The 24,487-nt window shown below is 45.4% G+C and carries 26 protein-coding genes; 4 read left to right on the top strand and 22 right to left on the bottom strand.

What is annotated here, in order from left to right; translation table 11 throughout:
- The first annotated feature begins 140 nt into the window (after window positions 1-140).
- Window positions 141-929 (top strand): inner membrane protein YpjD, encoded by a 789-nt coding sequence (locus tag L5M37_RS09250; RefSeq protein ID WP_028760813.1) that lies wholly within the window; start codon window positions 141-143, stop codon window positions 927-929.
- Window positions 930-1,028: 99 nt separating this feature from the next.
- Window positions 1,029-2,303 carry an HlyC/CorC family transporter gene (locus L5M37_RS09245; RefSeq protein ID WP_113940661.1) on the top strand — a complete coding sequence of 425 codons (1,275 nt, stop codon included), beginning with the start codon at window positions 1,029-1,031 and terminating at the stop codon, window positions 2,301-2,303.
- Window positions 2,304-2,444: 141 nt separating this feature from the next.
- On the opposite strand, the gene L5M37_RS09240 is transcribed toward L5M37_RS09245, so the two are convergent.
- From L5M37_RS09240 to rpoE, 12 genes are all read right to left on the bottom strand, one after another.
- Window positions 2,445-2,969 (bottom strand): DUF962 domain-containing protein, encoded by a 525-nt coding sequence (locus L5M37_RS09240; protein WP_131523031.1) that lies wholly within the window; start codon window positions 2,967-2,969, stop codon window positions 2,445-2,447.
- A 208-nt stretch (window positions 2,970-3,177) separates the two neighbouring features.
- Window positions 3,178-3,561: a holo-ACP synthase gene (acpS, locus tag L5M37_RS09235; protein ID WP_263200210.1), complete on the bottom strand. Its 384-nt coding sequence runs from the start codon at window positions 3,559-3,561 to the stop codon at window positions 3,178-3,180.
- On the bottom strand, window positions 3,561-4,298 hold the full coding sequence (gene pdxJ / locus L5M37_RS09230) for a pyridoxine 5'-phosphate synthase (RefSeq protein WP_113940663.1): 738 nt from the start codon (window positions 4,296-4,298) through the stop codon (window positions 3,561-3,563). Before pdxJ ends, acpS begins: the two co-directional genes overlap by 1 nt.
- A gap of 70 nt (window positions 4,299-4,368) precedes the next feature.
- On the bottom strand, window positions 4,369-5,079 hold the full coding sequence (recO, locus tag L5M37_RS09225; RefSeq protein WP_263180810.1) for a DNA repair protein RecO: 711 nt from the start codon (window positions 5,077-5,079) through the stop codon (window positions 4,369-4,371).
- Between the two features lie 28 nt (window positions 5,080-5,107).
- Window positions 5,108-6,124: a GTPase Era gene (era, locus tag L5M37_RS09220; protein WP_028760819.1), complete on the bottom strand. Its 1,017-nt coding sequence runs from the start codon at window positions 6,122-6,124 to the stop codon at window positions 5,108-5,110.
- Window positions 6,121-6,801 (bottom strand): ribonuclease III, encoded by a 681-nt coding sequence (gene rnc, locus L5M37_RS09215; protein WP_263200209.1) that lies wholly within the window; start codon window positions 6,799-6,801, stop codon window positions 6,121-6,123. Before rnc ends, era begins: the two co-directional genes overlap by 4 nt.
- 1 nt (window position 6,802) lies before the next feature.
- Window positions 6,803-7,720 carry a signal peptidase I gene (gene lepB, locus L5M37_RS09210; RefSeq protein WP_168823422.1) on the bottom strand — a complete coding sequence of 306 codons (918 nt, stop codon included), beginning with the start codon at window positions 7,718-7,720 and terminating at the stop codon, window positions 6,803-6,805.
- 183 nt (window positions 7,721-7,903) lie between these two features.
- The gene (gene lepA / locus L5M37_RS09205; protein ID WP_028760822.1) at window positions 7,904-9,694 is read right to left on the bottom strand and encodes a translation elongation factor 4; all 1,791 of its coding nucleotides are present in this window, start codon (window positions 9,692-9,694) and stop codon (window positions 7,904-7,906) included.
- A gap of 166 nt (window positions 9,695-9,860) precedes the next feature.
- Window positions 9,861-10,334 (bottom strand): SoxR reducing system RseC family protein, encoded by a 474-nt coding sequence (locus L5M37_RS09200; RefSeq protein WP_263200208.1) that lies wholly within the window; start codon window positions 10,332-10,334, stop codon window positions 9,861-9,863.
- A gap of 10 nt (window positions 10,335-10,344) precedes the next feature.
- On the bottom strand, window positions 10,345-11,277 hold the full coding sequence (locus L5M37_RS09195; protein WP_263200206.1) for a MucB/RseB C-terminal domain-containing protein: 933 nt from the start codon (window positions 11,275-11,277) through the stop codon (window positions 10,345-10,347).
- Window positions 11,278-11,289: 12 nt separating this feature from the next.
- On the bottom strand, window positions 11,290-11,916 hold the full coding sequence (locus L5M37_RS09190) for a sigma-E factor negative regulatory protein (RefSeq protein WP_028760825.1): 627 nt from the start codon (window positions 11,914-11,916) through the stop codon (window positions 11,290-11,292).
- A gap of 41 nt (window positions 11,917-11,957) precedes the next feature.
- Window positions 11,958-12,536, bottom strand: coding sequence for an RNA polymerase sigma factor RpoE (gene rpoE, locus L5M37_RS09185; protein ID WP_028760826.1), 579 nt, complete (start codon window positions 12,534-12,536; stop codon window positions 11,958-11,960).
- 190 nt (window positions 12,537-12,726) lie between these two features.
- Here rpoE and nadB point away from each other — a divergent pair, with 190 nt between their 5' ends.
- Window positions 12,727-14,340 carry an L-aspartate oxidase gene (nadB, locus tag L5M37_RS09180; RefSeq protein WP_028760827.1) on the top strand — a complete coding sequence of 538 codons (1,614 nt, stop codon included), beginning with the start codon at window positions 12,727-12,729 and terminating at the stop codon, window positions 14,338-14,340.
- A gap of 34 nt (window positions 14,341-14,374) precedes the next feature.
- On the opposite strand, the gene L5M37_RS09175 is transcribed toward nadB, so the two are convergent.
- From L5M37_RS09175 to rppH, 10 genes are all read right to left on the bottom strand, one after another.
- Window positions 14,375-14,815, bottom strand: a complete 441-nt coding sequence (locus L5M37_RS09175) for a protein YgfX (protein WP_173497031.1) — start codon at window positions 14,813-14,815, stop codon at window positions 14,375-14,377.
- A complete protein-coding gene (locus L5M37_RS09170) occupies window positions 14,796-15,044 on the bottom strand; it encodes a succinate dehydrogenase assembly factor 2 (RefSeq protein WP_028760829.1) in 249 nt (82 codons plus the stop codon). Before L5M37_RS09170 ends, L5M37_RS09175 begins: the two co-directional genes overlap by 20 nt.
- A gap of 85 nt (window positions 15,045-15,129) precedes the next feature.
- Window positions 15,130-16,038 (bottom strand): transcriptional activator NhaR, encoded by a 909-nt coding sequence (nhaR, locus tag L5M37_RS09165; RefSeq protein ID WP_028760830.1) that lies wholly within the window; start codon window positions 16,036-16,038, stop codon window positions 15,130-15,132.
- A gap of 115 nt (window positions 16,039-16,153) precedes the next feature.
- Window positions 16,154-16,540, bottom strand: a complete 387-nt coding sequence (locus tag L5M37_RS09160; RefSeq protein WP_105249860.1) for a hypothetical protein — start codon at window positions 16,538-16,540, stop codon at window positions 16,154-16,156.
- 2 nt (window positions 16,541-16,542) lie between these two features.
- Window positions 16,543-17,712, bottom strand: coding sequence for a Na+/H+ antiporter NhaA (gene nhaA / locus L5M37_RS09155; protein ID WP_028760832.1), 1,170 nt, complete (start codon window positions 17,710-17,712; stop codon window positions 16,543-16,545).
- A gap of 117 nt (window positions 17,713-17,829) precedes the next feature.
- Window positions 17,830-18,624, bottom strand: a complete 795-nt coding sequence (gene thyA / locus L5M37_RS09150) for a thymidylate synthase (RefSeq protein ID WP_105249861.1) — start codon at window positions 18,622-18,624, stop codon at window positions 17,830-17,832.
- Window positions 18,621-19,430: a prolipoprotein diacylglyceryl transferase gene (gene lgt / locus L5M37_RS09145; RefSeq protein ID WP_263200204.1), complete on the bottom strand. Its 810-nt coding sequence runs from the start codon at window positions 19,428-19,430 to the stop codon at window positions 18,621-18,623. The genes thyA and lgt overlap by 4 nt, the downstream gene beginning before the upstream one ends.
- Before the next feature lie 42 nt (window positions 19,431-19,472).
- Window positions 19,473-20,273 (bottom strand): sulfite exporter TauE/SafE family protein, encoded by an 801-nt coding sequence (locus tag L5M37_RS09140; RefSeq protein ID WP_028760835.1) that lies wholly within the window; start codon window positions 20,271-20,273, stop codon window positions 19,473-19,475.
- Window positions 20,274-20,332: 59 nt separating this feature from the next.
- A complete protein-coding gene (gene ptsP / locus L5M37_RS09135) occupies window positions 20,333-22,567 on the bottom strand; it encodes a phosphoenolpyruvate--protein phosphotransferase (protein WP_263200202.1) in 2,235 nt (744 codons plus the stop codon).
- A gap of 22 nt (window positions 22,568-22,589) precedes the next feature.
- Window positions 22,590-23,114, bottom strand: a complete 525-nt coding sequence (rppH, locus tag L5M37_RS09130; protein WP_006080762.1) for an RNA pyrophosphohydrolase — start codon at window positions 23,112-23,114, stop codon at window positions 22,590-22,592.
- Window positions 23,115-23,804: 690 nt separating this feature from the next.
- On the opposite strand from rppH, the gene mutH reads away from it, so the two are divergent.
- Window positions 23,805-24,476, top strand: coding sequence for a DNA mismatch repair endonuclease MutH (mutH, locus tag L5M37_RS09125; protein ID WP_131523041.1), 672 nt, complete (start codon window positions 23,805-23,807; stop codon window positions 24,474-24,476).
- Window positions 24,477-24,487: the final 11 nt, after the last annotated feature.

The raw sequence follows: 24,487 nt of genomic DNA, 5'->3' as shown, positions 1-24,487 counted from the left end.
CCCTAACAATAAGAATCTGCTAAATTTTGCAACTCATGTCACTGCCCATTTGCCGACAGCTCATGTTATTCTAGGGGAAATATTGATCTGTATGCCCCGTTTTTAAGGCACCTTTAACTACACAAATAGGTTAATTACCCATGGTCATCTTTTCTGCCTCAGCCATGTTTTTTTATTGCATTGCATTGGTACTAGTGACGAGTAGATTGTTTCACCCAGACGGTCCGAATCGCCGTGCTGTCGCAGGCTTTGCCGCTATTGCGGTTATTTTACATGCCGCAGCATTATCACAAGTGATTTTCACCACAGATGGCCAAAACTTTAGCCTGACGAATGTGATTTCCTTAGTGAACTGGATTATCGCTTTTACTTTTACGATATTGATGTTCAGGCTGAAAGTCATCGTCGTCGTGCCCGTGGTTTACGCCTGCTCAGTGCTTTCGGTTGCCCTACTCTGGTTATTGCCGCCTAAATTCATCACGCATTTTGAGCTTTATCCTGAAGTATTAGCCCACGTCGTATTGTCACTCATGGCCTATAGCGCCCTGATGATTGCCGCCCTATATGCAATACAACTGGCGATGATCCAAAATAAACTGAAGAAAAAACAATTTATGCTGAGCCCTGGCATTCCGCCGCTGATGACAGTTGAAAAACAACTTTATCACCTGGTGATTATCGGCGTTATCTTGCTCAGTTTGTCGCTCGCGACTGGTTTTATCTTCCTTGAAGATATGTTCGCCGATGGTAAAGGTCATAAGGCAATTCTGTCGATAATGGCTTGGTTTGTATACATTACTATGCTGTGGCAACAGTATTGGGTCGGTTGTAAAATTCGTACCGCAGTCATTTACACTCTGACTGGCGCATCCTTACTTTCGCTCGCATATTTTGGCGCGCGCATTGTCAAAGAGTTAATCCTCAACTAAACATTTAAGTCGGCTGGGGCAGTTATTGCTGCGGCCGACTTGACACTTTTTTTAAATGTCGGTATTTACTTAAGTTTACTGGCCACATTGGAGCCTTTTTTGGACGCTATATCGACAAGCGCACTCCTGATCGTTTTACTAGTGCTTATCCTATTCTCGGCCTATTTTTCAGGCTCAGAAACCGCAATGATGACTCTCAACCGTTACCGTCTACGCCACTTAGCCAACAATGGCCATAAAGGGGCGATTAGAGCCTTGAAGTTACTTGAGCGTCCTGACCGTTTGATTGGATTGATCTTAATTGGCAATAACTTAGTCAATATTTCCGCATCTGCTATTGCGACTATCATTGGTATGCGTCTTTGGGGCGACTTAGGGGTCGCTGTTGCAACTGGCGTACTTACGTTAGTCGTGCTCGTTTTTGCTGAAGTCACGCCAAAAACCATCGCCGCGCTAAATCCTGAGCGTATTGCTTTTCCCTCTAGCATACTGCTACTTATACTTTCCTCTACCTTTGCCTATGTTGTCTCAAGCGTTAATTTAATAACCACAGGCATCTTACGTTTGATGGGGATAAAAACCGTTAATAGTAGCGATGCGCTAAGCCAAGAAGAGTTGCGCACTGTGGTACATGAGGCAGGGGCACTCATCCCCCGACGCCACCAAGAAATGCTGTTATCTATCTTGGATTTAGAGAAAGTCACCGTTGAAGATATTATGGTGCCACGCTCAGATATCTACGGAATTAACGTCAATGACGAATTTAAGGTTATCAATCGTCAGGTGATCCAAAGTCCACATACTCGAGTGTTAGTGTATCGCGACACCATAGACGATGCAGTGGGCTTTATTCATCTACGTGATGCCCTGCGCCTCCAATCTAAAGAGCAATTTAGCAAGTCATCTTTGCTACGTGCGGTGAAAGAACTCTACTTTGTGCCAGAAGGTACGCCACTCAATGTGCAGCTAGCTAACTTCCAACAAAATAAAGAGCGCATCGGCTTAGTCGTTGATGAATATGGTGATATTCAAGGTCTAGTAACACTCGAAGATATTCTCGAAGAGATTGTCGGCGACTTTACCACTTCTATGTTGACCACCCCGAGTGAAGACATTAAGGTCCAGCAAGATGGTAGCTACTTAGTTGATGCGGGTATTACGATCCGCGATTTGAATAAAGAAATGAAGTGGAACTTTCCCACCGATGGCCCTAAAACCCTCAATGGTCTGATTCTGGAGTATCTGGAGGAAATTCCTTCTGCGAATACCAGTTTACGTTTAGCAGGTTATCCATTAGAGATAATTGATGTGTCAGAGAATATGATTAATACAGTGAGAATTATCCCGCTGTATTATCATCCCCCTAGAGTTTAATCCTCAATTTTGAGTATAAAAATTGGCCGAACCACACAAGTTAAGATGTGGTCCGGCCGACAATTCCCTCTAAGCGATGATGCTCCCCCGAGCTATACCTTTAGCGCTAATCTATCTACTCTAATTCACTATCTAGCCAAGCTATGCAGACTTTTTCGCCTCAAGCATACGACGCTTCTCAAGCGCCATTGGCGTTATCTGGGCATTCAGCGCCTTTTCTAAACCCAACATAAAATACACTTCCGCCATTAAGAAAAATGGCCCAATTAATAGCTGATTTAAGTCATCCACAAAGGCAGGCTTGGCTTTTTCATATTGATGACCAATTAGCTGGAACACCCAGCCCACTACAAATACTCCTAGGGCAAGCCAAGTGGCACCGGCGATATGTGCCGCCCACTCAGTCGTGAGCAGCACTGGTACCATGAATAATATGAGCCCCATTGAAAGCCTTAAGTGTAAACGGACATAATAGGCCAACACGAATATACCGACTATCACTGCTAAACTTGTCTCCCCCATACTGCCCAGCGGAATACGCACTGTGGCCAACAACAGGAAAGCAGACCAAATAATCAGTGGGATGCCAATAAAATGGGTCTGAATATTACGCTGATTTAAATGCACACTTTTGTAGGTCGATAACTGCTCTGCGGCGGATTTCATGCGGGTTCCTCTTCATTTGCCCCTGCTTTTACGTGCGCCAAATTGAGCGACGCGCAAGCCATAAACTAGCGTAAAACAATTAAACTGAACAGTAAAAGTAAATAAATTGTTGCATTCAGTAATTTGGCACTGATTTGGATACCCATCCAGAAATGAAAAAAGGAACCCTAAGGTTCCTTTTTTACCGCCAACAGACACAAACTCGGGTTTATTGAGACTCTATGATTACCGTCGCAATCGCATAGGACTTCTCATCGGCAATAGAGATATGCCCAACCGTCGCTTTAAGCTGCTGTAAGCGCGTCAGCGCACCCTCGGTAAAGTGAATCGTCGGTGCACCATCCTCATTGTTGCCAATGTGAATATGCTGAAACGACACGCCGCGGCCAATACCCGTACCGAGCGCTTTGGCTGCGGCTTCTTTTGCCGCAAAACGCTTGGCAAGATAACGACTTGGCTGACTATGGGCAGTATAAATGGCTAACTCTGCCTCGGTCAGCACACGCTTAGCTAGCTTATCGCCTGCGCGTGCCACATGGACCTGAATACGCTCAATCTCGACGATATCTGTGCCTAGGCCGACAATCGCCATTATTCGCCTCGACGACCTTCAAGCATTAACACTTTCATGTCTTTCACTGCTGTCGCCAAACCGTCAATGGCGGCACGTGCGACAATCGCATGGCCGATATTGAGTTCATATAACTCAGGAATCGCCGCGATGGGTTTCACGTTGTGATAATGCAAACCATGACCCGCGTTAACCACTAAACCTTTGCCATGGGCGTATTTTGCCATTTCGCTAATACGCGCTAACTCAATAGCTTCTTCTGCTTCCGTTTTTGCATCGGCATAACAGCCTGTATGAATTTCAATAAGCGGTGCGCCAGAAGCAACAGCGGCATCAATTTGGGTTTTATCGGCATCGATAAATAAGGAGACTTGAATACCCTCAGCAGCTAAACGAGTCACTGCAGCAGTGATTTTATCTAACTGCCCCGCCACATCTAAGCCGCCTTCAGTGGTGACTTCTTGACGTTTTTCTGGCACTAAACAGACATAGGTTGGCTTAATTTCACAGGCGATGTTAAGCATTTCTTCGGTCACAGCGCATTCAAAATTCATGCGGGTTTTCAAGGTTTTTGCCAACAAATATACATCGCGGTCTATGATGTGGCGTCTGTCTTCACGCAAATGGATAGTGATGCCATCGGCGCCAGCATGTTCAGCAACGGCAGCAGCATGCACAGGATCAGGATAACTGGTGCCACGGGCTTGGCGCAGAGTAGCAATATGGTCGATATTCACGCCCAATAAGATACGGCTCATCGGGAACTCCTTAATGTTTAACGCTGATATTGCGGCCTATTGTACTGAGGCTCACGCTAAAAAACAGGAGCTAGGGCGAATTATTCCCATCAATCTTAGTTGGTACGGCTGTGCTGGCGAACAATTGTCGACTCAACAAAGGTTTAGTCCCGAGTAATGGCGTTAACAGGGAGCGCATCAACAACTTGGCGCTCAAAAAATGTGCGTCGGTGAGCTGGTTATCGTTAAGCGCCGTCAACATTGCCCCTTGGTAGGCGTTGCGAGCACGGGAGTTAAGCACAAATTGAAAACCTAACTCAGGCACGAGTTGGTAATAATCATCAGGTACGAGTGGTTCACCTTGAGTATCGCGGCTAAGAGAAGGCATAAAACCTAATTCCCGCAGCAAGGCGAGCTCAATATAACGCAGTTGGGATTGGCAAAACTTCGCGGCAAGGCCGACTAAGGCTTGATGATAAATGAGGAACAACTCTTCGGCATTGTGCTGTACAGACAAAGTGCGAACCAATAACTCATTGATATACATACCAGCAAACAAACTTTGGCCAGAAAGAGGCACAGCAGGCGCAGCGGCTTCGACTTGAGTTAAGGTTTTTAATTCAGACTTACCGCTAAATTCGAAGATCAGCGGTTGAAAGGGCTGGAGAATACTCTTGATAGAGCGCTTACCGCTGCCGGTTCGGGCAACCACATCGACCCGTCCAATGCCGTCAACTAAAAGGTTAACTAAGACACTGGACTCTCGATATGGGCGATGATGTAGAACGTAGCCACGTTTCATCGGTAAGCGCGCTCGCTGGAATTAATGCTTAATCGTCGCCGTAACCTAAGCTACGCAGGGCGCGTTCATCGTCGGCCCAACCGGATTTCACTTTCACCCACACTTCGAGGAAGACTTTATTATCAAACAAGGTCTCCATGTCTAAGCGAGCTTGAGTTGCGATAGTACGAATACGTTCGCCCTTGCTACCGATCACCATACGTTTTTGACCTTCACGCTCAACGAGGATCAAGGCATTAATTTGATAAACGCCATTTTCCATCATCTTGAACTGTTCAATCTCAACTGTCGCATCATAGGGTAATTCATCACCTAAGAAGCGCATCAGTTTTTCACGCACAATTTCCGACGCCATAAAACGTTGCGAACGATCGGTAACATAGTCTTCAGGGAAGAAGAAAGGTCCTTCAGGAATCGACGCCGCCGCCAGCTCTAAAATGCGCTTAACGTTAGTGCCTTTACTGGCAGAAATCGGCAAAATTTCATCGAAAGGATATTTTTTAGCAACTTCTTCCAAATACGGGAATAGCGATTCTTTGTCTTTGATATTGTCGACTTTATTGATCGCCAGAATTGTCTGACGCTCTTCACCGCCACGGCGTAATTTACTCAACACCATCTCATCATCGGCGGTCCACGTCATGCCATCGACCACAAAAATCACCATAGCTACATCGGCAAGCGAACTGGCTGCTGCGCGGTTCATCAGGCGGTTAATCGCCCGCTGCTCTTCTATGTGTAAACCTGGTGTATCGATAAACACAATTTGCTTCGGACCATCGGTATGAATACCCATGATACGGTGGCGCGTGGTTTGTGGCTTTTTAGAAGTAATACTTACCTTCTGACCAAGCAAACGGTTGATTAACGTTGATTTACCGACGTTAGGGCGACCAATGATCGCCACCATGCCACAATAAGTGACATCGTATTGGGCCGACGGCGTTGGCGCGGCCGCATTCATCCTTGCCAGTAATTCATCTAAACTCGGCTCAGTTGCCGCTTTTGCAGCATCGATACCTGACAAGTCTGTTTTTTTGGTCATTTCTTTAGTAACTCCAATACTTGAGCGGCCGCGATTTGCTCGGCTTTGCGGCGTGAACTCGCCACACCAATGACGCTTTGGCTCAAGTTTTCAATACGACATTCAACGGTAAATGTCTGATCGTGGGCATCGCCTTCTATGTTGATTACTTGGTAATCAGGCAGCGGCTTTTTAAACCCTTGTAAATGTTCTTGCAGTAATGTCTTAGCGTCTTTCTGGCTGATCCCAGGTTGGATTTCGGCCAAACGCTCGGCATACCATTTCAGCAGTAATGCACGGCAAACTTCGAGATCGGAATCAAGGTAAACGGCGCCAATAATGGCTTCAACCGCATCGGCAAGAATCGACTCGCGTCTAAATCCGCCACTTTTCAACTCGCCAGGACCGAGATATAAATAATCGCCGAGCTTAAACTCTTGGGCGATGATAGTTAAGGTATCACCGCGAACTAAGGTGGCACGCATCCGGCTTAAATCGCCTTCGGTTGCCTTCGGAAACTGATGATACAAAGCATCAGAAATCACGATAGATAAAATTGAATCACCTAAAAACTCTAAGCGCTCATTATGCTTATTTGCCGCACTTCTGTGGGTCAGCGCTTGAGTCAAAAGCTCAATATTCTTGAACTCATAACCTAAAGTACGACACAAACGTGGCAAATTTTTAATCGGTTCCATGCTATTTAATTCCACCTACACGCTCAAAACGCACACCGCTTGGCACCCAAGTTGGGAGGAAGTCGGCTTTTGAACGGTCAAATTCAAAACTAATCCAAATCGCTACCGCTTTACCAACAAGGTTCTCTTCTGGCACAAAGCCCCAGAAACGACTGTCGGTACTGTTATCGCGGTTATCGCCCATGGCAAAGTAATGGCCTTCTGGCACTAAAAACTCACCCGCAGGTAAATTACCTTCACGCTTAAAATACCCCAGCATGTCAGGACGACTTGGGTTGATCAAAATATCGTGGGCGACATCACCCAATTCCTCTTTATAACGCAGCAACGGCACACCATCTTGGCTGTAATCACCACGACTGATCTCAGTGCGGGCGATAACTTGCGGTTCTGGGCAAGCTGTTTGCTCAACGCCACAGGCCTTCTGTATCATCAACTGCTTGTTACGGTAAATAATTCTATCACCCGGCAAACCGACAACACGTTTAATGTAGTCAATTTGCGGATTTTCAGGGTATTTAAATACCACCACGTCACCACGTTTTGGCTCGCCAGTTTCAACCAGCTTGGTTCGCCATACGGGATCTTTAAGCCCATAACTAAATTTTTCCACCAGAATGAAGTCGCCCACTAAGAGGGTTGGCATCATAGAACCCGATGGGATTTGAAATGGCTCATAAATGAATGAACGTAGGATCAACACAAAGGCTATTACAGGGAAGATAGAGTGCGCGGTTTCGACTATGGTCGACTCACGAATGATTTGGTACTCAGCTTCTTCAGTTAAATTCGCTTGTGATGCCTTTGCTAACGCTAAACTCTCACGACGCTTTGGGGCGAAAACGAGCACATCGACTAACCAAATAAGTCCTGAGATCAGGGTGATTAGCACTAGAATAATGGAAAAATACGCTGCCATTGCTTATTGAACTCCTGCCTTAAAAATAATTAAAGGTGCCTAACTCAGCGAATATCATACTTTAGTTAACTTACCGTATTCGACCTTGGTAAATCAAAGTGATAAACCAATGCGATAACCTAACTAAAGCGCCGCAAACAGCGGCGCAATAGTCAACTAAATTGTCACTTCTTATGCTAACGATTACTCGTTTAGCTTAAGTACCGCTAAGAATGCTTCTTGTGGCACCTCAACGTTACCTACTTGCTTCATCCGTTTCTTACCCTCTTTTTGTTTATTTAAGAGTTTTTTCTTACGAGAAACGTCGCCGCCATAACACTTAGCCGTTACGTCTTTACGCAGGGCTTTCACGGTTGAACGGGCAATAATTTGACTGCCCACCGCCGCTTGAATCGCAATATCAAACATCTGACGTGGAATAAGTTCTTTCATCTTATCCACTAAGGCTAAACCACGGTGACGAATGTTTGATCTATGGATAACCATAGCCAAGGCGTCGACTCGGTCGCCGTTGATGAGAATATCTAAACGCACCATGTCTGCAGGATCGAAACGAATAAAGTTATATTCGAGTGATGCATAGCCACGGCTAGTGGATTTCAAACGGTCGAAGAAGTCCATGACCACTTCCGCCATTGGCAGATGGTAAGTCACAGCCACTTGGTTACCGTGGTAAACCATGTTCACTTGAGTGCCACGTTTTTCAATACACAGGGTAATCACGTTACCTAAGTATTCTTTTGGCACTAAAATGTTGGCCTCAACAATCGGCTCACGCATTTCTTCAATGTTGTTAATCGCAGGCAGATCAGACGGGTTATCAACGTAAATCGTTTCACCGCTGGTCATGACGACTTCGTACACTACGGTTGGCGCAGTGGTGATCAACTCTAGGTTGTATTCACGCTCTAAACGCTCTTGTACGATTTCCATGTGGAGCAGGCCTAAATAGCCAATGCGGAAACCAAAACCGAGTGCCGAAGAACTTTCAGGTTCAAAGAATAATGACGCATCGTTCAGGCTGAGTTTGTTCAGCGCATCACGGAAGTTTTCATATTCGTCGGTCGAAATGGGGAATACGCCAGCGTATACCTGTGGCTTCACTTTCTTAAAACCAGGTAACGGCTTTTCAGCACCATTTTTGGCTAAAGTTAACGTATCGCCCACGGGCGCGCCGTGAATTTCCTTCAGACCCGCAATCACAAAGCCGACTTCACCGGTTTTAAGTTCGGTTTTGTCAGTTTGTTTTGGAGTGAAAATACCCACGCGATCCGCAGTGTGGTTTTGCCCTGTAGACATTACCTTAAACTTGTCACCTTTTTTCAGGCTACCGTGTTTAATTCGCACTAACGACACTACGCCTAAGTAATTATCAAACCAAGAATCGATGATCAAGGCTTGCAATGGTGCGTCAGGATCGCCTTCTGGCGGTGGAATTTTGGCAACAATGACTTCTAAAACCTCATCGACACCGACACCGGTTTTAGCCGAACAACGCACAGCATCCATCGCATCAATACCGACGATATCTTCAATCTCGGCAGCAACACGTTCCGGATCGGCTTGTGGTAAGTCAATCTTGTTTAAAATGGGTACCACATCTAGATTCATATCCAGCGCGGTATAACAGTTTGCCAGTGTCTGAGCTTCAACGCCCTGACCCGCATCAACCACCAGCAAAGCACCTTCACAGGCAGCTAATGAGCGCGAGACCTCGTAGGAGAAGTCAACGTGACCTGGGGTATCAATAAAGTTGAGTTGATAGACAAGGCCATCTTTGGCTTTATAATCCAAAGTGACACTTTGTGCCTTAATCGTAATACCACGCTCACGTTCTAGATCCATAGAATCTAAAACTTGAGAATCCATTTCACGGTCGGTTAAACCGCCACAAACCTGAATAAGACGATCTGATAGCGTCGATTTACCATGGTCGATATGGGCAATAATTGAGAAGTTTCTAATTTGTTTCATTATGCTGCAATGACTAATACTGAAAATGGATACGGTTCAAAGGAGCGAAATTGTACCTGATTGCGGTTTCAATACCAATCACATTCACTCCTACTTAAGACAGGCCGATAAAACAACGCCCAAAACCGCAGTTAGCTGCTATTTGATAAAAAATAACACATTGAAATTATTGAGCTAATTCGTTTAAATTGATGCTCCTACCTAAATAGGCCAAAATCACAGGCTGAGCATCAACTTCTAAACGTTTAGCCTGTTGCTTACCAAAAGACCACGCAATCAAGGCACCAACGGCCGCAAAGCCCATGGCACCTAGGTTAGGATTAAACTCAAGCAACTGGCCTAAAAATTGGCCTAACGCAGCGCCAACAAACAAACCAAACAGCGGCATTAAATAGATTAATGCCGCAGCTTTGAGGATTACGCTCTCGGGAAGTCCTAGTTTGAGTAACTCACCCGCCTCGCAGCGGCGCTCACTCTGAATCGAAAATTGCTGGGTTTTCGAGGAAAAAGCCTGAGCAACAGCAGAAGTCCCGCAAGACTCACTGTTACTGCAGCTCTTGCAGGTACTCTTAAGTTCGACTTCAACCGTCAACCAGCCTTGGCTATCACTGGCGACGACTCGGGCAATTTCTTCCATCATAATCGGCGTCCTATTCTAGCGTCAGACTTTTAGCAATGCGTGTTAGAGTTTCTGTCGGCACTTTACCCACAGCAACCACTTCGGCATTACCCACTTTTTCTGAGACTAACGACAAACCATTACGGGTGATTAACTCCTCAGGCAATGGACTTGTACTTGCTCTCGCAACATAAACGGAGATACTCGCTAGCCCATCAGTTAGTGCTATGTATTCCACCGCCTCATGGCTACCAATCAATCTATGGTGATCACGCACGACCACAGTAAAACCTGCGGGTAACCAAGCAAATTGCCAGTTTTGACCGTCTTGGCGCTCGGCTTGATCGATAACTGCAGGCCATTCTTGCTTATAGGCTTCTTGCAAAATGGCTGGCGGCTCGCTGAATTCGATGAGTTCAATCACCATGATCTGCTCAAGCAATTGCTTATCTTGAGTCAGCATGTCGTATCGCAGCGGCAGATAGGTTTCCATATCGAGCCAAATTTGAAAGCCATAACGGAATTCATCATTGGGCAATAGGCGGATCATTTGCCCCGGACGACCAGCAATACGGGTGCGACCACCAAGCACAAACTGATAACCCACTTCTAAATCCGCCATATTGGCAGAAAAAGCGGCAGGCCAAACACCTTGGATATGATTAGAAACAATACTGTATGCAGGCTCGTCGTGCTCAATAAAGGTGACACGATTGCCGACACGCACAGCATTTTTAGGTGGACCGTTAAGGTATTCTAGAAAGGCAACTTCTTGATTATTCACCTTACCATGCAGGTAAACCAAAGGCCGAATATGATCGGCCTGAAGTTGAATAATCGATGCTTTAAACTCTTTCTCTCGTAAAGCCTGACTCATTTTCTCGAGCCAAGCTTTGGCAGGCATGTCTTCCTGCGCGGTTGCAGGAAAGACCAAGGCTAATAAAGCCAACAGGATTAGACGCAAGCTAACTCCTCGTTATTGATTGACCGGAACAGGTACGACCTCGGTATTGTCCTCTACAACCGCACCAGTATTCAATCGTTGTTGCAACATATGATCTTGGATATAAGTATTAATTCGGCGACGTTGCTCATTTACCTGATCATTGGTATAGCCTTGATTCTGTTGTACAGGACCGGTTTGTAGGCTCACAGGTGATGCGCTACCAATCAGCGGCCTTGTAATTAACACGGGCGATGGTGACGCGGCATCATCGGCGGTTTGATTGTAATTCTGCACACCCACAATCGCAAACATAGCAACCGTCGCAGCAATGGCATATTGACCAAATTGCTTAAATAAAGGTACGACGCGGCTTTGCTCCGAATTGGCGGCAATTTGTGGCGTTACAGGTGCAGTGACTTTAGACGCATGATGCTTAGGCGCAACTATCGCTGGCTCAAGTTCAATGGCGGCAGCAATGCTAGCAGAGAGATCTAACACAATAGTCTGCGGCAATTCGCCACGCATGGCATCGCCTATCATATGATAGTTATGCCATTTATCATGTGAATGTGTATCAGCAGATAACTCTGCCATGGTCTGCGCATCAGTCTCTCCATCGACTGCGGCAGATACCCATTCTTGACCTAATTTATCCATTTTTCACCTGTCTAAATATAAGGGTTTCTTAAAATAAGAATTTAGGCTTCCAGCAACGGCTGGAGCTTTTTATCGATTGCCTCTCGAGCTCGGAAGATACGCGATCTTACGGTCCCGACAGGACAATCCATGACTATGGCAATATCTTCGTAACTCATACCATCGAGTTCACGCAATGAGATGGCCATTCGTAATTCTTCAGGCAAGGTCTCTAATGTATCGAAAATCACTTTTTTGATTTCATCCGATAACATTAGCCGTTCTGGGGAGGCAAACTCCTTCAGCGCGTCACTGCCTTCGTAATATTCGGCATCTTCTGCATCAACATCATTCGCAGGCGTTCTACGCCCCTGTGATACGAGATAATTCTTCGCAGTGTTTACTGCGATGCGGTACAACCAAGTATAAAATGCACTTTCACCGCGAAAGTTTGGCAAAGCTCTGTAAGCTTTGATAAACGCTTCCTGTGCCACATCAGCAACGTCCGCTTGGTTCCGTACATAACGGGATATCAAGCTAATGACTTTACTTTGATATTTAAGCACTAACAGGTTAAAAGCGTTTTTATCACCTTGTTGTACGCGCTCAACTAATTGTTGATCACTTAATTGTCCACTCATCCGAGCCGACTTCTCCTAAATCTAAAATGCTGATTTCTCAGTCGCTCGAATCATATTCACTTATGTAGACTCGCGGGCTTTGAAAAAGTTCTAAAAATTATACAAAAAAAGTAAGGTAAAAAGGAAAGTACCCATAATCGGTGAGTTGGTTTACCATAGTTGGCACTCTTCAGTCACATCATGATACCCGATGAAACAAGTAGTTGAACACCAATCTGACATATTAGTCATAGGTAGCGGTGCCGCAGGTCTGACACTAGCTTTGCATCTTGCTGAAAAAGCAAAAGTAATTCTGCTTTCAAAAGGCCCACTCTCGGAAGGGTCGACTTACTACGCCCAAGGCGGTATCGCCTCCGTCTTCGACGAAAGTGACACTATCGAATCCCATGTTGCAGACACCTTAATCGCAGGGGCGGGTTTATGTGACAAAGACGTTGTCACTTTCACGGCTGAAAATGCCAAGAGTGCGATGCAATGGCTTATCGAATGTGGCGTTGCCTTCGATAAAGAAGAAACCACTGACGGTAATGCAAAAGACGCACCTTACCATTTAACCCGTGAAGGCGGCCATAGCCACAGACGTATTCTGCACGCTGCCGATGCCACAGGCAAAGAAGTGCAAACCACACTGCAAGAGCGCGCACTCGCCCACCCCAATATTCAAGTTTTAGAACGCTATAACGCCATCGACCTCATCACCACCCGTAAGTTAAATCGCCCAGGTAATCGTGTGTTAGGCGCTTATGTGTGGAATCGCAATGAAGAGCACGTCGAAACCGTTAAGGCCAAGTTTGTTGCGTTAGCAACAGGCGGTAGCTCTAAGGTTTATCAATATACCTCAAACCCCGATGTCGCTAGTGGTGATGGTATTGCCATGGCATGGCGTGCAGGTTGCCGCGTGGCGAATATGGAGTTCAACCAATTCCATCCGACGTGTTTGTACCACGCAGATGCGCGCAACTTCTTACTCACCGAAGCCCTGCGTGGTGAAGGGGCTTATCTGCGTCGTCCTGATGGCAGCCGCTTTATGCCGGACTTTGATGAACGCGCTGAACTCGCTCCCCGTGACATCGTTGCCCGCGCCATCGACTATGAGATGAAACGTCTCGGTGCCGACTGTGTGTATCTGGATATCAGCCATAAAGATGCTGACTTTGTGATGAAGCATTTTCCGACCATCTATAGCCGTTGCTTAGATCTAGGAATTGATATCACTAAAGATGCTATCCCTGTGGTGCCTGCTGCTCACTATACCTGCGGTGGTGTAATGACAGATATGCACGGTCAGACGGATCTCAATGGTCTCTATGCTATTGGTGAAGTCGCCTATACGGGCTTACATGGCGCCAATCGTCTGGCGAGTAACTCGTTACTCGAATGTTTAGTGTTTGCCCGTGCGGCGTCACAGGATATAGAAAGCCAACTGCATAAAATTCAAATCCCGGGACAAATTCCAGCATGGGATGAAAGTAAAGTGTCGAACTCGGATGAGGAAGTGGTCATCGCCCATAACTGGCACGAACTGCGGTTATTCATGTGGGACTACGTTGGAATTGTACGCTCTGATAAACGTCTGGAGCGAGCACTGCGCCGCTGCCTGATGTTACAGCAAGAAATTCAGGAATATTACAGTAACTTCAGGGTTAGCAATAACTTGCTCGAATTACGTAACTTAGTGCAAGTGGCCGAATTAATTATTCGCTGTGCCATGGAGCGTAAAGAAAGCCGTGGGCTGCATTTTAATATCGATCATCCAGAGAAATTAGACGCGCCTCGCCCAACAATTTTACTACCAGAAAAGTAACCGCATACGCATAGATTACTTCATCATAAACAGACTAAATCTTAGAATGAGGTTTAGTCTGTTGCATTTTAGCCCGCAGCAACAGCCGACATAAATGTCGATAGTCAGTATCATTTAACATATCAGCCCAAACCAGCAAGAGCCGCAGCTGAGTATCCACTTCGATATAAATCAAGCAAACAAAGGGCGTGACCCAAGTGCGTTTTAGTACCTGAAAGTGCTCCCCCGTTGACAAACGTCCCTCGCCTTTATCACTCAGCACAAAATCTAAACGCCAATGCTGCAGTCGCCACAACTGCGACAGCAAAAAAATACTAACAAGTACGATAAACAAATATTTAAGCAGAGATAAGGCGATAATGTCGCTTTGGGGCCAAAGCAGAAATGAGCTAGAACAGACACCAATAAAAACGACCAACGAGAGTCGTTGGTCGAAAGAGGCTTTTACGCTGAAACTATGGTGCCGGTCTTCCACGGACTTTTACTATCATACGAGCCAGTTCAGTGTCAGGGCACACTTCATGGCCCATAAACCAAGCAAACAATTCTGGATCTTCACATTCCAACAAACGGATAAACACGGTTTTATCTTCATCGGACATTTCTTGATAGAAGTTTTCAACAAAAGGTTGAAGCAAGACGTCTAATTCCAGCATCCCACGACGACATGCCCAGCGAACCCTTGCGATGTTCATTAATTCCAAGGTATTTCTCCCAACACAGATTTGGCATTAGTCTATCAGTTCACTGACTAAAGTGTCGATTAACCCTTCATATTGACTCACAAAATTAGCATTGTTGTACTTGCGTATCGAGCCCCTCAAAGAGATCGCTAAAATCTGTATCCAATAATCGCTTTACCGCAGGATGTTGGATCATACGTTCCGCAAACATCACATGGTATTCCTCTTTCACATCGGTGGTTTCACCGAGCAAATTCATACCATGGGAAATCACTTCTTGGCGATAAATCGACGGTGTGACAAAAATACCTCGTTTAAGGTAACCAAAGGCCTTCATCATGGCCGCATCATCGAACTCGCCCAAGATACTGACTTTAAGATTTTGCTCGTCAAACCAGCGATATAGCTGTTGTCCGAGTGAAGTTCTACGGCCGGGGATTAATAGCTGGCCTTGTTCTAAACAGGCAGGAAAATCAGCGCTATAAGTCTCAGCGGAGAAAAAACTCACGCCACACTCGCCTAATTTTTTAGATAAAATTTCAGGGTATTTCAGTGACTCACCTGCACAATCCGAAAGGATCATATCCAATTTATGCTCACGTAAACGCGCCATTAGGCTCTCGTGAGTCGCCTCATAGCAGGCTAAGTGCATAGAATTGTCATTAGGCACTACGGATAATAAAACTCGGCTGACTAAAGCTTTAGATAAGGCATCGGCAATACCCACCTCGAATAACATGGCATCCGCTTTTTGATAGTTAAGTAAATCGAGCATTTCATAGCTAAGGCTAAACATCTTATCGGCGTAGCGAAAAACCAATTCACCTAATTCTGTCGCCTCCAATGTCCGCCCGACTCGCTTGAACAGACTGCCGTTTAACCTATCTTCTAAGGCACGAATTTGCCCCGTTATCGTTTGCGGCGTCAAACATAGGGCTTCGGCCGCCTTCGCGACCGAGCCCTTTTTCTTAATCATCCAAAAATAATACAAGTGGTTATAATTCAAGTGCAGCATGCTAACCCGCTGTTAATGCTCCCTCAAACGCCAAAGCGCTGAGGGGTTACTGTGTTATTTTAAACTCGATTAGTTTAAAATCAGATGATTAAAAACCTGATGATTCCCAGTCAAGTTACTTTAAACGCTGGCAGTCGAGTAAGTTAGTAACTATGCCTTGTAACTGCTCCAAATCGGCAGCATTCCCCAGACTTACCGCTTCAGTGACTCCTGAAACTAAAACGTTACGTTCTGGAATACGTTCGGCGCAATAGGTTCGATTCGCTTCTTGGAAACGTTTACCACCGCGATACTTAAGTGCCCTCGATTCATAACCATTAGTTTCTAATCTCGCCCCTAAGGAATCAGATTTAAACATCAAAGCGCCATCCACTATTCCTTCAAGATAGCTTTGGCAAGTCTGCGAGTTTGCATCCTGATTACAGGCCGAAATTTGCGATGCCGTCGCGGTTGTCGATAAACATAAGAGCGTTGCTATTCCCATTAATTTCAACTTTATCATAGTTATACTCCTTTATTAGGTAACACTTTTGATAACCAGAAATACCCGACTAACGCTGCCATAATCGAACCGATTAAGGTTCCTAGGCGTGCTAAGTCACCGTACATAGGGTCTGCATGTTCAAAAGCTAACGACGCAATAAACATAGACATAGTAAAACCAATACCGCACATGGCCGCGACGGGGGCAATTTGCTTCCAACCTACGCCATCAGGCAATTGCGCTAATTTTAGTTTCACCGCAATAAAGCTAAATAACATTACACCGATTGGCTTACCTAACATCAGACCCAATGCAATACCAACAGGAACAGGAGAAATTAACGTCTCCAAATTCATATTGCCGACATAAACACCCGCATTAGCAAAAGCAAACACTGGCAAAATGAGGAAAGTACTCCAAGGATGCAAACTATGCTCTAAGCCTTCTGAGGGTGAACTGCCATCCTTTGCCCGCAATGGGATACAAAAAGCAATGATGACGCCAGCCAGAGTCGCATGCACTCCAGACTTAAGAACGGCAACCCAAAGAATTAACCCTAAGATGCCATAGGGTAAAAGTGAAGTAACCCCTTTGCGGTTTAACCCGACCAGGCCCGCAATCGCTAAACTGGCAATCACTAAACTGATGGTTGATAAGTCAGTACTGTAAAACAGCGCGATAATCACTATGACGCCTAAGTCATCGATGATAGCTAAAGCAAGTAAGAAGACTTTCAGTGAAACAGGAACGCGGCTTCCGAGCAGCGCCATAATACCTAAGGCAAAGGCAATATCGGTCGCGGCAGGAATCGCCCAGCCCGCTTGTGTGACAGGATCACCGTAGTTAAACAGTAAGTACACACCAGCAGGGACTAACATGCCGCCAATGGCTGCAAAGGTAGGCAGGGAAGCTTGAGCGACACTCGATAAAGCGCCTTCAAGTAACTCACGTTTCACTTCTAAACCAATCAGCAAAAAGAATATGGCCATCAAGCCATCGTTTATCCACAGGATAAGTGGCTTGTGTATGTTGAGCTCGCCAATTTTGACTTGAACGTCAGTGCCTAAAAAGCCTTGATAAAGTCCAGATAAGGGGGAATTGGCCATCAGCATGGCTAAGGCAACAGCAACCAATAACAGGATACCGCCAGCCGACTCTTGGCTCAGAAAATTTCTAATTGCTTTTTCCATCTTGCACTCCTAAAAATCATAATGAATTGAGTGTAGACGAATTGTAATGACAAATATAATCGTAAGTTTCTCCCTAACACCTCGGTTATCCCGAAGTGTTAGACTAAAAAACATACATCACACAGCAACAGGGGCTTTGATATGAGGGTGTGGAGCGTAGTTTGTTAATTCAAAATCATCGAATTGATAGTCAAAAATCGACTCAGGTCTGCGTACAATAGTCATGGTCGGCAACGGTTTTGGATCACGACTTAACTGCAGTGCCGTCTGTTCCATATGATTAGAATATAAATGGGTATCGCCACCCGTCCACACAAAATCACCTAAGGCCAAGTCACATTGCTGGGCGACCATCATAGTTAACAAAGCATAACTGGCAATATTAAATGGCAAACCAAGAAACACATCACAACTACGCTGATACAGCTGACAAGATAATTTACCATCGGCTACATAGAACTGAAAAAACGCGTGGCACGGTGCCAAAGCCATTTTATCCAGTTCGCCCACGTTCCACGCAGAAACAATAAGACGGCGAGAATCTGGCTGAGATTTTATCTGGGCGATAACTTGCGAAATCTGATCGATAGCATCACCACTCTGGGTTGGCCAACTGCGCCACTGGGCACCATAAACTGGGCCCAAATCGCCATTATCATCGGCCCATTCATCCCAAATGCTGACCTTGTTTTCGCGTAAATAGGCAACGTTAGTTTCACCCTTCAAAAACCACAGCAATTCATGGATGATAGAGCGCATATGGCATTTTTTGGTGCTCACCAAAGGAAAACCTTTGCTCAAATCGAAGCGCATTTGATAGCCAAATACCGAGCGAGTCCCAGTACCTGTGCGATCCGATTTATCCACGCCTTCGGCTAATATGTGCTTCATTAAGTCTAAATATTGTTTCATTGCTGCTTACCTTGCTTACGAAAAATCAAGTACAAACCGATTAACACCATAGGCATAGAGAGTATCTGCCCCATAGTCATAAATCCCCAGTAGAGTCCCAACTGTGTGTCGGGTTGCCTCACAGTTTCAACCATAATACGGAACATACCGTAACCGACTAAGAACATACCAGAGACTGCACCGACTTTATCGGTACGTTTGCTAAACCAGTAAAGTAATAGGAATAATGCTACGCCTTCAAGGGCGAACTGATACAACTGGGATGGATGACGTGGGTCAGGCCCACCAGTTGGAAACACCATAGCCCAAGGCAGATCAGTGGTTCGTCCCCAAAGCTCGCCGTTGATAAAGTTACCAATACGACCAGCGCCTAAACCAATAGGCACAACAGGTGCCACCATATCGGCGACAGCAAAAAAAGTACGTTTTTGTTTCCACGCGATATAGAGCATCGCCGTAATCACGCCCATCAAACCGCCGTGGAAGGACATGCCACCTTCGGAGATTTTAAATAAATAGAGGGGACTGGCGAGGAAATAATCGAAATGATAAAAAAGCACGTAACCGATACGGCCACCTAAAATCACCCCAAGAAAACCATAAAAGAGTAAATCTGAAACTTGCTCCCGCGTCCATATCCCCTTTGAACGGTCGGCTTGGCGGTTCAACAACCACATGGCCGCAACAAATCCGACTAAATAGGTAAAACCATACCAACGCAGTGCCGGTTCAAAGGTTTGTCCAAAAAGATTAAACGGTCCAAATGAAACGATCACGGGATCGATATTGGGGAAACTCAACGCCATAACACATCCATTAGCAGCCTAAAACAAAGATAAACATAAAAACTAGGTCAGAATTAACTTAAGGCCGACACATAGAAGTAACAATGCAAATATCTTTTTAAGTACAGGTGTTGGCCAAGTGCTCGCCGCTTTTACCCCCACAGGCGCCATCAAGACAGAAGTAATCACTAAACCAAACAATGCAGGTAAATAGATATAGCCTAAGGTACCATAGGGCAACTCAGGGGCATTCATTCCTGCAATAATATAGCCGAAACTGCCAGAAAGAGAGATTAAGAAGCCCATCGCAGCAGAAAAACCCACGGCTTGACGCATCTGTAAACCATAAAAAGTCAAAAATGGCACTATCAGTATACCGCCACCTATCCCGGTCAAACCTGCCAAAACCGCAACAAAAGCCGATACAACAAAAAGCACTACTGAATTAGGTAATTGACGATTTGATTCGGCCTTAACGGGATAAGCCATTTGAATTGTCATTAAAATAACAAAGATGGCAAAACCTTGTTGTAACTTATCAGCGGGAATACGCTCAGCAATAAAACCTGAAGCCAGCGCGCCTATAATCAGGCCCGGTAACATTGATTTGAATAAATCCCAAGGCACATTGCCACGCTTATGGTGGGCACGTGCCGACGAAATAGAGGTGAGAATAATGGCTGCGAGCGAAGTGGCAATTGCAATATGGGGGAGCTGAGTAGAGCTAATACCGACCGATGGCAAAATATAAAGCAGTGCAGGCACTACAATCAAGCCGCCACCGATACCTAATAATCCTGCCATAAAGCCGACAAATGCGCCTAAAGCCAAGCAAATAAAGAACACCAACAACAAACTATCCACACGAGTACCTACAGCGTGATAAATTGAGGGCCTTAGCTTAAAGCAAAACACAGCATTAGTTAATTAAGAATTGTTGCAAGACCCTGCTGGGTCAAATATTCTTTAACCAGCTCACGCACTTGGAAGCCGTTTGATAGGCTCAGCGCTTTAGCAAGTAATTGATCTAAATCGGCCCGCGCAACACGTCGCAATAGATAATTGATCCGCGCTAAACTGCCCTGATTCATACTCAACTGATCGTATCCCATAGCCACCAGCAAAATGGCCCCCATAGGTTCGCCCGCGAGCTCTCCACAGATACTAATATCGAGTTTATGGTATCGACAATCGAGGTGCGCCTGATGCAAAGCCCGCAATATTCCAGGATGATAACTGTCAAATAACGAGCTCACCCGCGGGTTATTACGGTCAACAGCCAGTAAATATTGGGTTAAATCATTACTACCAACAGAGACAAAATCCACTCGTTTTGCCACATCATCCAACTGATATAGCATGGCGGGCACTTCGAGCATAATGCCTATTCGTGGCATCACTATGTCGCTGTTAACATCGTTTTTTAATTCGACATAGGCTTGTTGCAAATATTCTAAGGATTGATCGATTTCATCTAAGTTGCTGACCATAGGCAGCAAAATACTTAACTGTTTACCGTCTCCCCCAGCCTGTAGCATGGCCCGTAACTGCACCAAAAACAGCTCAGGATGATCCAGAGACAAGCGAATACCGCGCCATCCAAGGAAAGGATTGTCTTCTTTAATCGGGAAATACGGTAAAGGTTTATCGCCTCCCACATCTAAAGTACGCATCACCACAGGTCGACCGGACGCGGCCGATAAGACCTGTTGATAGACTTTGACTTGCTCAGATTCACTCGGGAAGCGCTGTTGCAACATAAAAGGAATTTCAGTGCGATAAAGCCCAATACCGTCGGCACCCTCTGCAATTTCAGAGGCAACACCACTGAGTAATCCCGCATTGAGATACAAGCGAATACGTGAACCATCTAAGGTTACAGAAGGCAGCGCTAATTCTTGGGCATACTGGCGTTGCAAGGCTTTTTGTGCCGAAATCAGGCTACGATACTCACCGACAATCGCAGGTGATGGCGACACCAATAACTGACCACGGCTTGCGTTTACGACTAAAAGTTTTTGGTCAATATTGGCAGATAACAGTTGCTCGACACCTGTGATTGCAGGCACACCTAAGGCGCGGGCTAAAATGGCGGCATGGGAGTTTACGCCACCTAGCTCAGTGACAATACCCGCAAGCTTTTGCCTTGGGAACTCAGCCAACATAGTCGCATCGGCTTCACGGGTAATGAGGATTACAGGTTTATCGGGCTCAAGCTCTAGACGTTCTGGCTCAATAAGTTGGCGCAATGCTTTTTGACCTAAGTCGCGAATATCGCTAGCCCGCTCCTTAAGGTAAGGGTCTTCCATTGCTAAAAACTGTTGAATATAACGTAGAGACACTCGGCTCACCGCCGACTCAGCAACCCAGCCTAATTGCACTTCACGGGTATATTCGCCGCCTAAACTAGCATCATCGAGCAGTAACTGTAATGCATTGAAAATGGAGACAACTTCGTCATCTTGCTCGCGATCAAACCGTTGAGATAAGGCACCTATCGCTTCTTTACAACGCACCATAGCCGTGGTTAAGCGACTCGATTCATAGGCAATATCGTCAGAACGCACCTCAGGCTGTTCAAGGGGAATTTCCCCACCAAGTACGAAGGCATACGCAATGGCGATACCGTTTGACGCTGAAGTACCTTGAAACAGAATTTGTTGATGATGGGAGCTGACTTGAGCTTTTTGTTTTAACCCACGCACCGCCATCGCTAACTGTGCAGCGAGGGTCATCAGAAAGGCTTCTTCGCCCTCACTGAATTGGCGAGCACTCGCCTGCTGTACCACTATCACCCCAACCACAGCCTTCTGGTAGATAATAGGTACAGCTAAAAAAGCGCGGTATTCTTCTTCGGCGACTTCAGGAAAAAGCTTAAACCTTGGATGAAGCCGAGCATCGGCTAAATTAACGGCCTCTTCTCGCTGAGCAGCAAGTCCAACTAAACCTTCAGTCAGCGGCATACGTACTCGACCAACGGCGCTTTTTTCAAGACCATCGGTTGCAGATAACACGAGTTCTTGCTCTTCTAGGATATAGATGGAGCAACATTGGGTTTCCATCGCCGCTTTAGTCGATGAAACTAAGATTTCTAATGCGGTTTCCAAACTGTGGGCAGATGCCACAGCCTGAGTAATATCCCTAAGCGTATTTAACACTGTTTTCAATCCTCTTTTGAAATCAGCCCGTTGTTTTTTGTCTTCCCCGTTTCCTAGGTATTTCTAGGGTTTGGAATGACAATGCCGTTACCGCAAACTCTTTCATCACCTTACGATAAACATCACGCTTAAATGACACAACTTGCCGCACAGGATACCAATAACTTACCCAGCGCCAATCGTCAAATTCAGGATGCCCAGAAGAACTCAAATTAATCGCACTATCTTGGCTTTTCAGTTGTAACAGAAACCACTTTTGTTTTTGCCCGATACACACAGGTTTACTGTCTTGCCTCACTAAACGCTTTGGCAAACGATAGCGCAACCAAGAACGGGTCGAGGTTAATATATGCACGTGTTCAGGTCTTAGGCCCACTTCTTCATACAACTCACGGTACATAGCCTCTTCTGCAGTCTCGCCATCATCGACGCCACCTTGAGGAAATTGCCATGAGTGTTGACCGAAACGTCTAGCCCACATGACTTGGCCATATCTGTTACAAATTATAATGCCCACATTTGCGCGAAAGCCGTCGCTATCAATCACATGGACTCCAAATCACATTAAATTTTAATAAACTGATTGTTTCATAAAGCTAGTCTCTCAGCAAACCTCTATTTTATCCTAAGCTTTGGATAACATCTGACTTAAAAGACATTTATCAACAATGCTAGGAGATGGAATCCGGGGATATCCACATTTTCTGTGGATATCTCTGTTTGAAACTCAGGTGAACTTGTTATAACGTTCAAAAAACATCTATTTACCATCGTTTTTTAAATTTAGCGTTAAAACTTAATAGCAAACAAATTCATAAGCTTGCATATTAATCATGATTTATTTTAGACTAAAAAACCAATAAAGCTCATTATTTGACCAGCAAGAAGTATTTCTATCATTCTCGCGATATTACTCAACTTTATACACAAATAGTGTCCACAACTGTCCACAAAAGCCAGAATAAATGCACTTTATTCGCATTGACTTAGGATTTTTATTAGGTTAAGAGGCTCACTTTACTGAGTTATCCATAATATCTGTGGATAAGTATGTGGGGAACGCAAGGGAAAGCAGAGAGTAACTTTGAACACTTTTTTGCAAAACGGGGGTTAACACGGATATAAAACTTAAAATCAGTCACTTAGAATAAAAACATTCGGTACAAGTTAATCCACCCTGTAGGGCTCATTTTTTAACCACCATTGCTAAGCGGTTATTTTTAAGTAAAATCCAGCCATGAATCGAATTATCCCCCCTGAAAATCTATCTGAACTACTCGAACGTGCCAACATGATGGCGGGCGTGAGTTTGGCGCAGATAGCCAGCCAAAGAAGCATTCGTGTCCCCAAGGATCTTAAACGCGATAAAGGTTGGGTCGGTCAACTAATCGAAATGGAATTAGGCGCAACGGCGGGTTCTAAACCTGAGCAAGATTTTCTACATTTAGGAGTCGAGCTTAAAACTATCCCCATTGATACACAGGGGCGACCGCTGGAGACCACTTATGTCTGCGTGGCGCCGCTATCAAATATCCAAGGATTAACCTGGCAAAACAGCTTAGTCTGCCATAAGTTACAGCGAGTACTTTGGGTACCCGTTGAAGGAGAGAGGCATATTCCTGTGGGTGAGCGCCGTATAGGTACGCCAATATTGTGGGAACCGGATCCGCACGAGTTGCAATTACTGCAACAGGATTGGGAAGAGATCATGGAGCTTATCGCCCTCGGAAAAGTAGAGAGGCTTACAGCGCGTCACGGCGAAGTGCTGCAATTGCGACCTAAGGCCGCGAATAGTAAGGCGTTAACACAAAGCATTGCCGAAGATGGTAGCCTCAAAATGACTAACCCTAGGGGTTTTTATTTAAAGACCAGTTTCACTGCTATGATACTTAATAAGGTATTTGGTTAATTTTTAGTAAC

This window comes from Shewanella sp. SM69 (genome assembly GCF_025653985.1).
Lineage (GTDB): Bacteria > Pseudomonadota > Gammaproteobacteria > Enterobacterales > Shewanellaceae > Shewanella > Shewanella oncorhynchi.
This window is presented reverse-complemented; position numbering and strand designations above follow the sequence as displayed.

Bases quoted from the DNA above. Each gene is read 5' to 3' on its own strand.
- pdxJ (WP_113940663.1), bottom strand. From the start codon at position 4,298: ATGAGCCGTATCTTATTGGGCGTGAATATCGACCATATTGCTACTCTG.
- rnc (WP_263200209.1), bottom strand. From the start codon at position 6,801: ATGGAACCGATTAAAAATTTGCCACGTTTGTGTCGTACTTTAGGTTAT.
- lepA (WP_028760822.1), bottom strand. From the start codon at position 9,694: ATGAAACAAATTAGAAACTTCTCAATTATTGCCCATATCGACCATGGT.
- lepB (WP_168823422.1), bottom strand. From the start codon at position 7,720: ATGGCAGCGTATTTTTCCATTATTCTAGTGCTAATCACCCTGATCTCA.
- acpS (WP_263200210.1), bottom strand. From the start codon at position 3,561: ATGGCGATTGTCGGCCTAGGCACAGATATCGTCGAGATTGAGCGTATT.
- thyA (WP_105249861.1), bottom strand. From the start codon at position 18,624: ATGAAACAATATTTAGACTTAATGAAGCACATATTAGCCGAAGGCGTG.
- nadB (WP_028760827.1), top strand. From the start codon at position 12,727: ATGAAACAAGTAGTTGAACACCAATCTGACATATTAGTCATAGGTAGC.
- L5M37_RS09200 (WP_263200208.1), bottom strand. From the start codon at position 10,334: ATGATGGAAGAAATTGCCCGAGTCGTCGCCAGTGATAGCCAAGGCTGG.
- nhaR (WP_028760830.1), bottom strand. From the start codon at position 16,038: ATGCTGCACTTGAATTATAACCACTTGTATTATTTTTGGATGATTAAG.
- L5M37_RS09250 (WP_028760813.1), top strand. From the start codon at position 141: ATGGTCATCTTTTCTGCCTCAGCCATGTTTTTTTATTGCATTGCATTG.
- lgt (WP_263200204.1), bottom strand. From the start codon at position 19,430: ATGGCGTTGAGTTTCCCCAATATCGATCCCGTGATCGTTTCATTTGGA.
- rpoE (WP_028760826.1), bottom strand. From the start codon at position 12,536: ATGAGTGGACAATTAAGTGATCAACAATTAGTTGAGCGCGTACAACAA.
- L5M37_RS09190 (WP_028760825.1), bottom strand. From the start codon at position 11,916: ATGGATAAATTAGGTCAAGAATGGGTATCTGCCGCAGTCGATGGAGAG.
- L5M37_RS09240 (WP_131523031.1), bottom strand. From the start codon at position 2,969: ATGAAATCCGCCGCAGAGCAGTTATCGACCTACAAAAGTGTGCATTTA.
- recO (WP_263180810.1), bottom strand. From the start codon at position 5,079: ATGAAACGTGGCTACGTTCTACATCATCGCCCATATCGAGAGTCCAGT.
- nhaA (WP_028760832.1), bottom strand. From the start codon at position 17,712: ATGGAAAAAGCAATTAGAAATTTTCTGAGCCAAGAGTCGGCTGGCGGT.
- L5M37_RS09160 (WP_105249860.1), bottom strand. From the start codon at position 16,540: ATGATAAAGTTGAAATTAATGGGAATAGCAACGCTCTTATGTTTATCG.
- era (WP_028760819.1), bottom strand. From the start codon at position 6,124: ATGACCAAAAAAACAGACTTGTCAGGTATCGATGCTGCAAAAGCGGCA.
- mutH (WP_131523041.1), top strand. From the start codon at position 23,805: ATGAATCGAATTATCCCCCCTGAAAATCTATCTGAACTACTCGAACGT.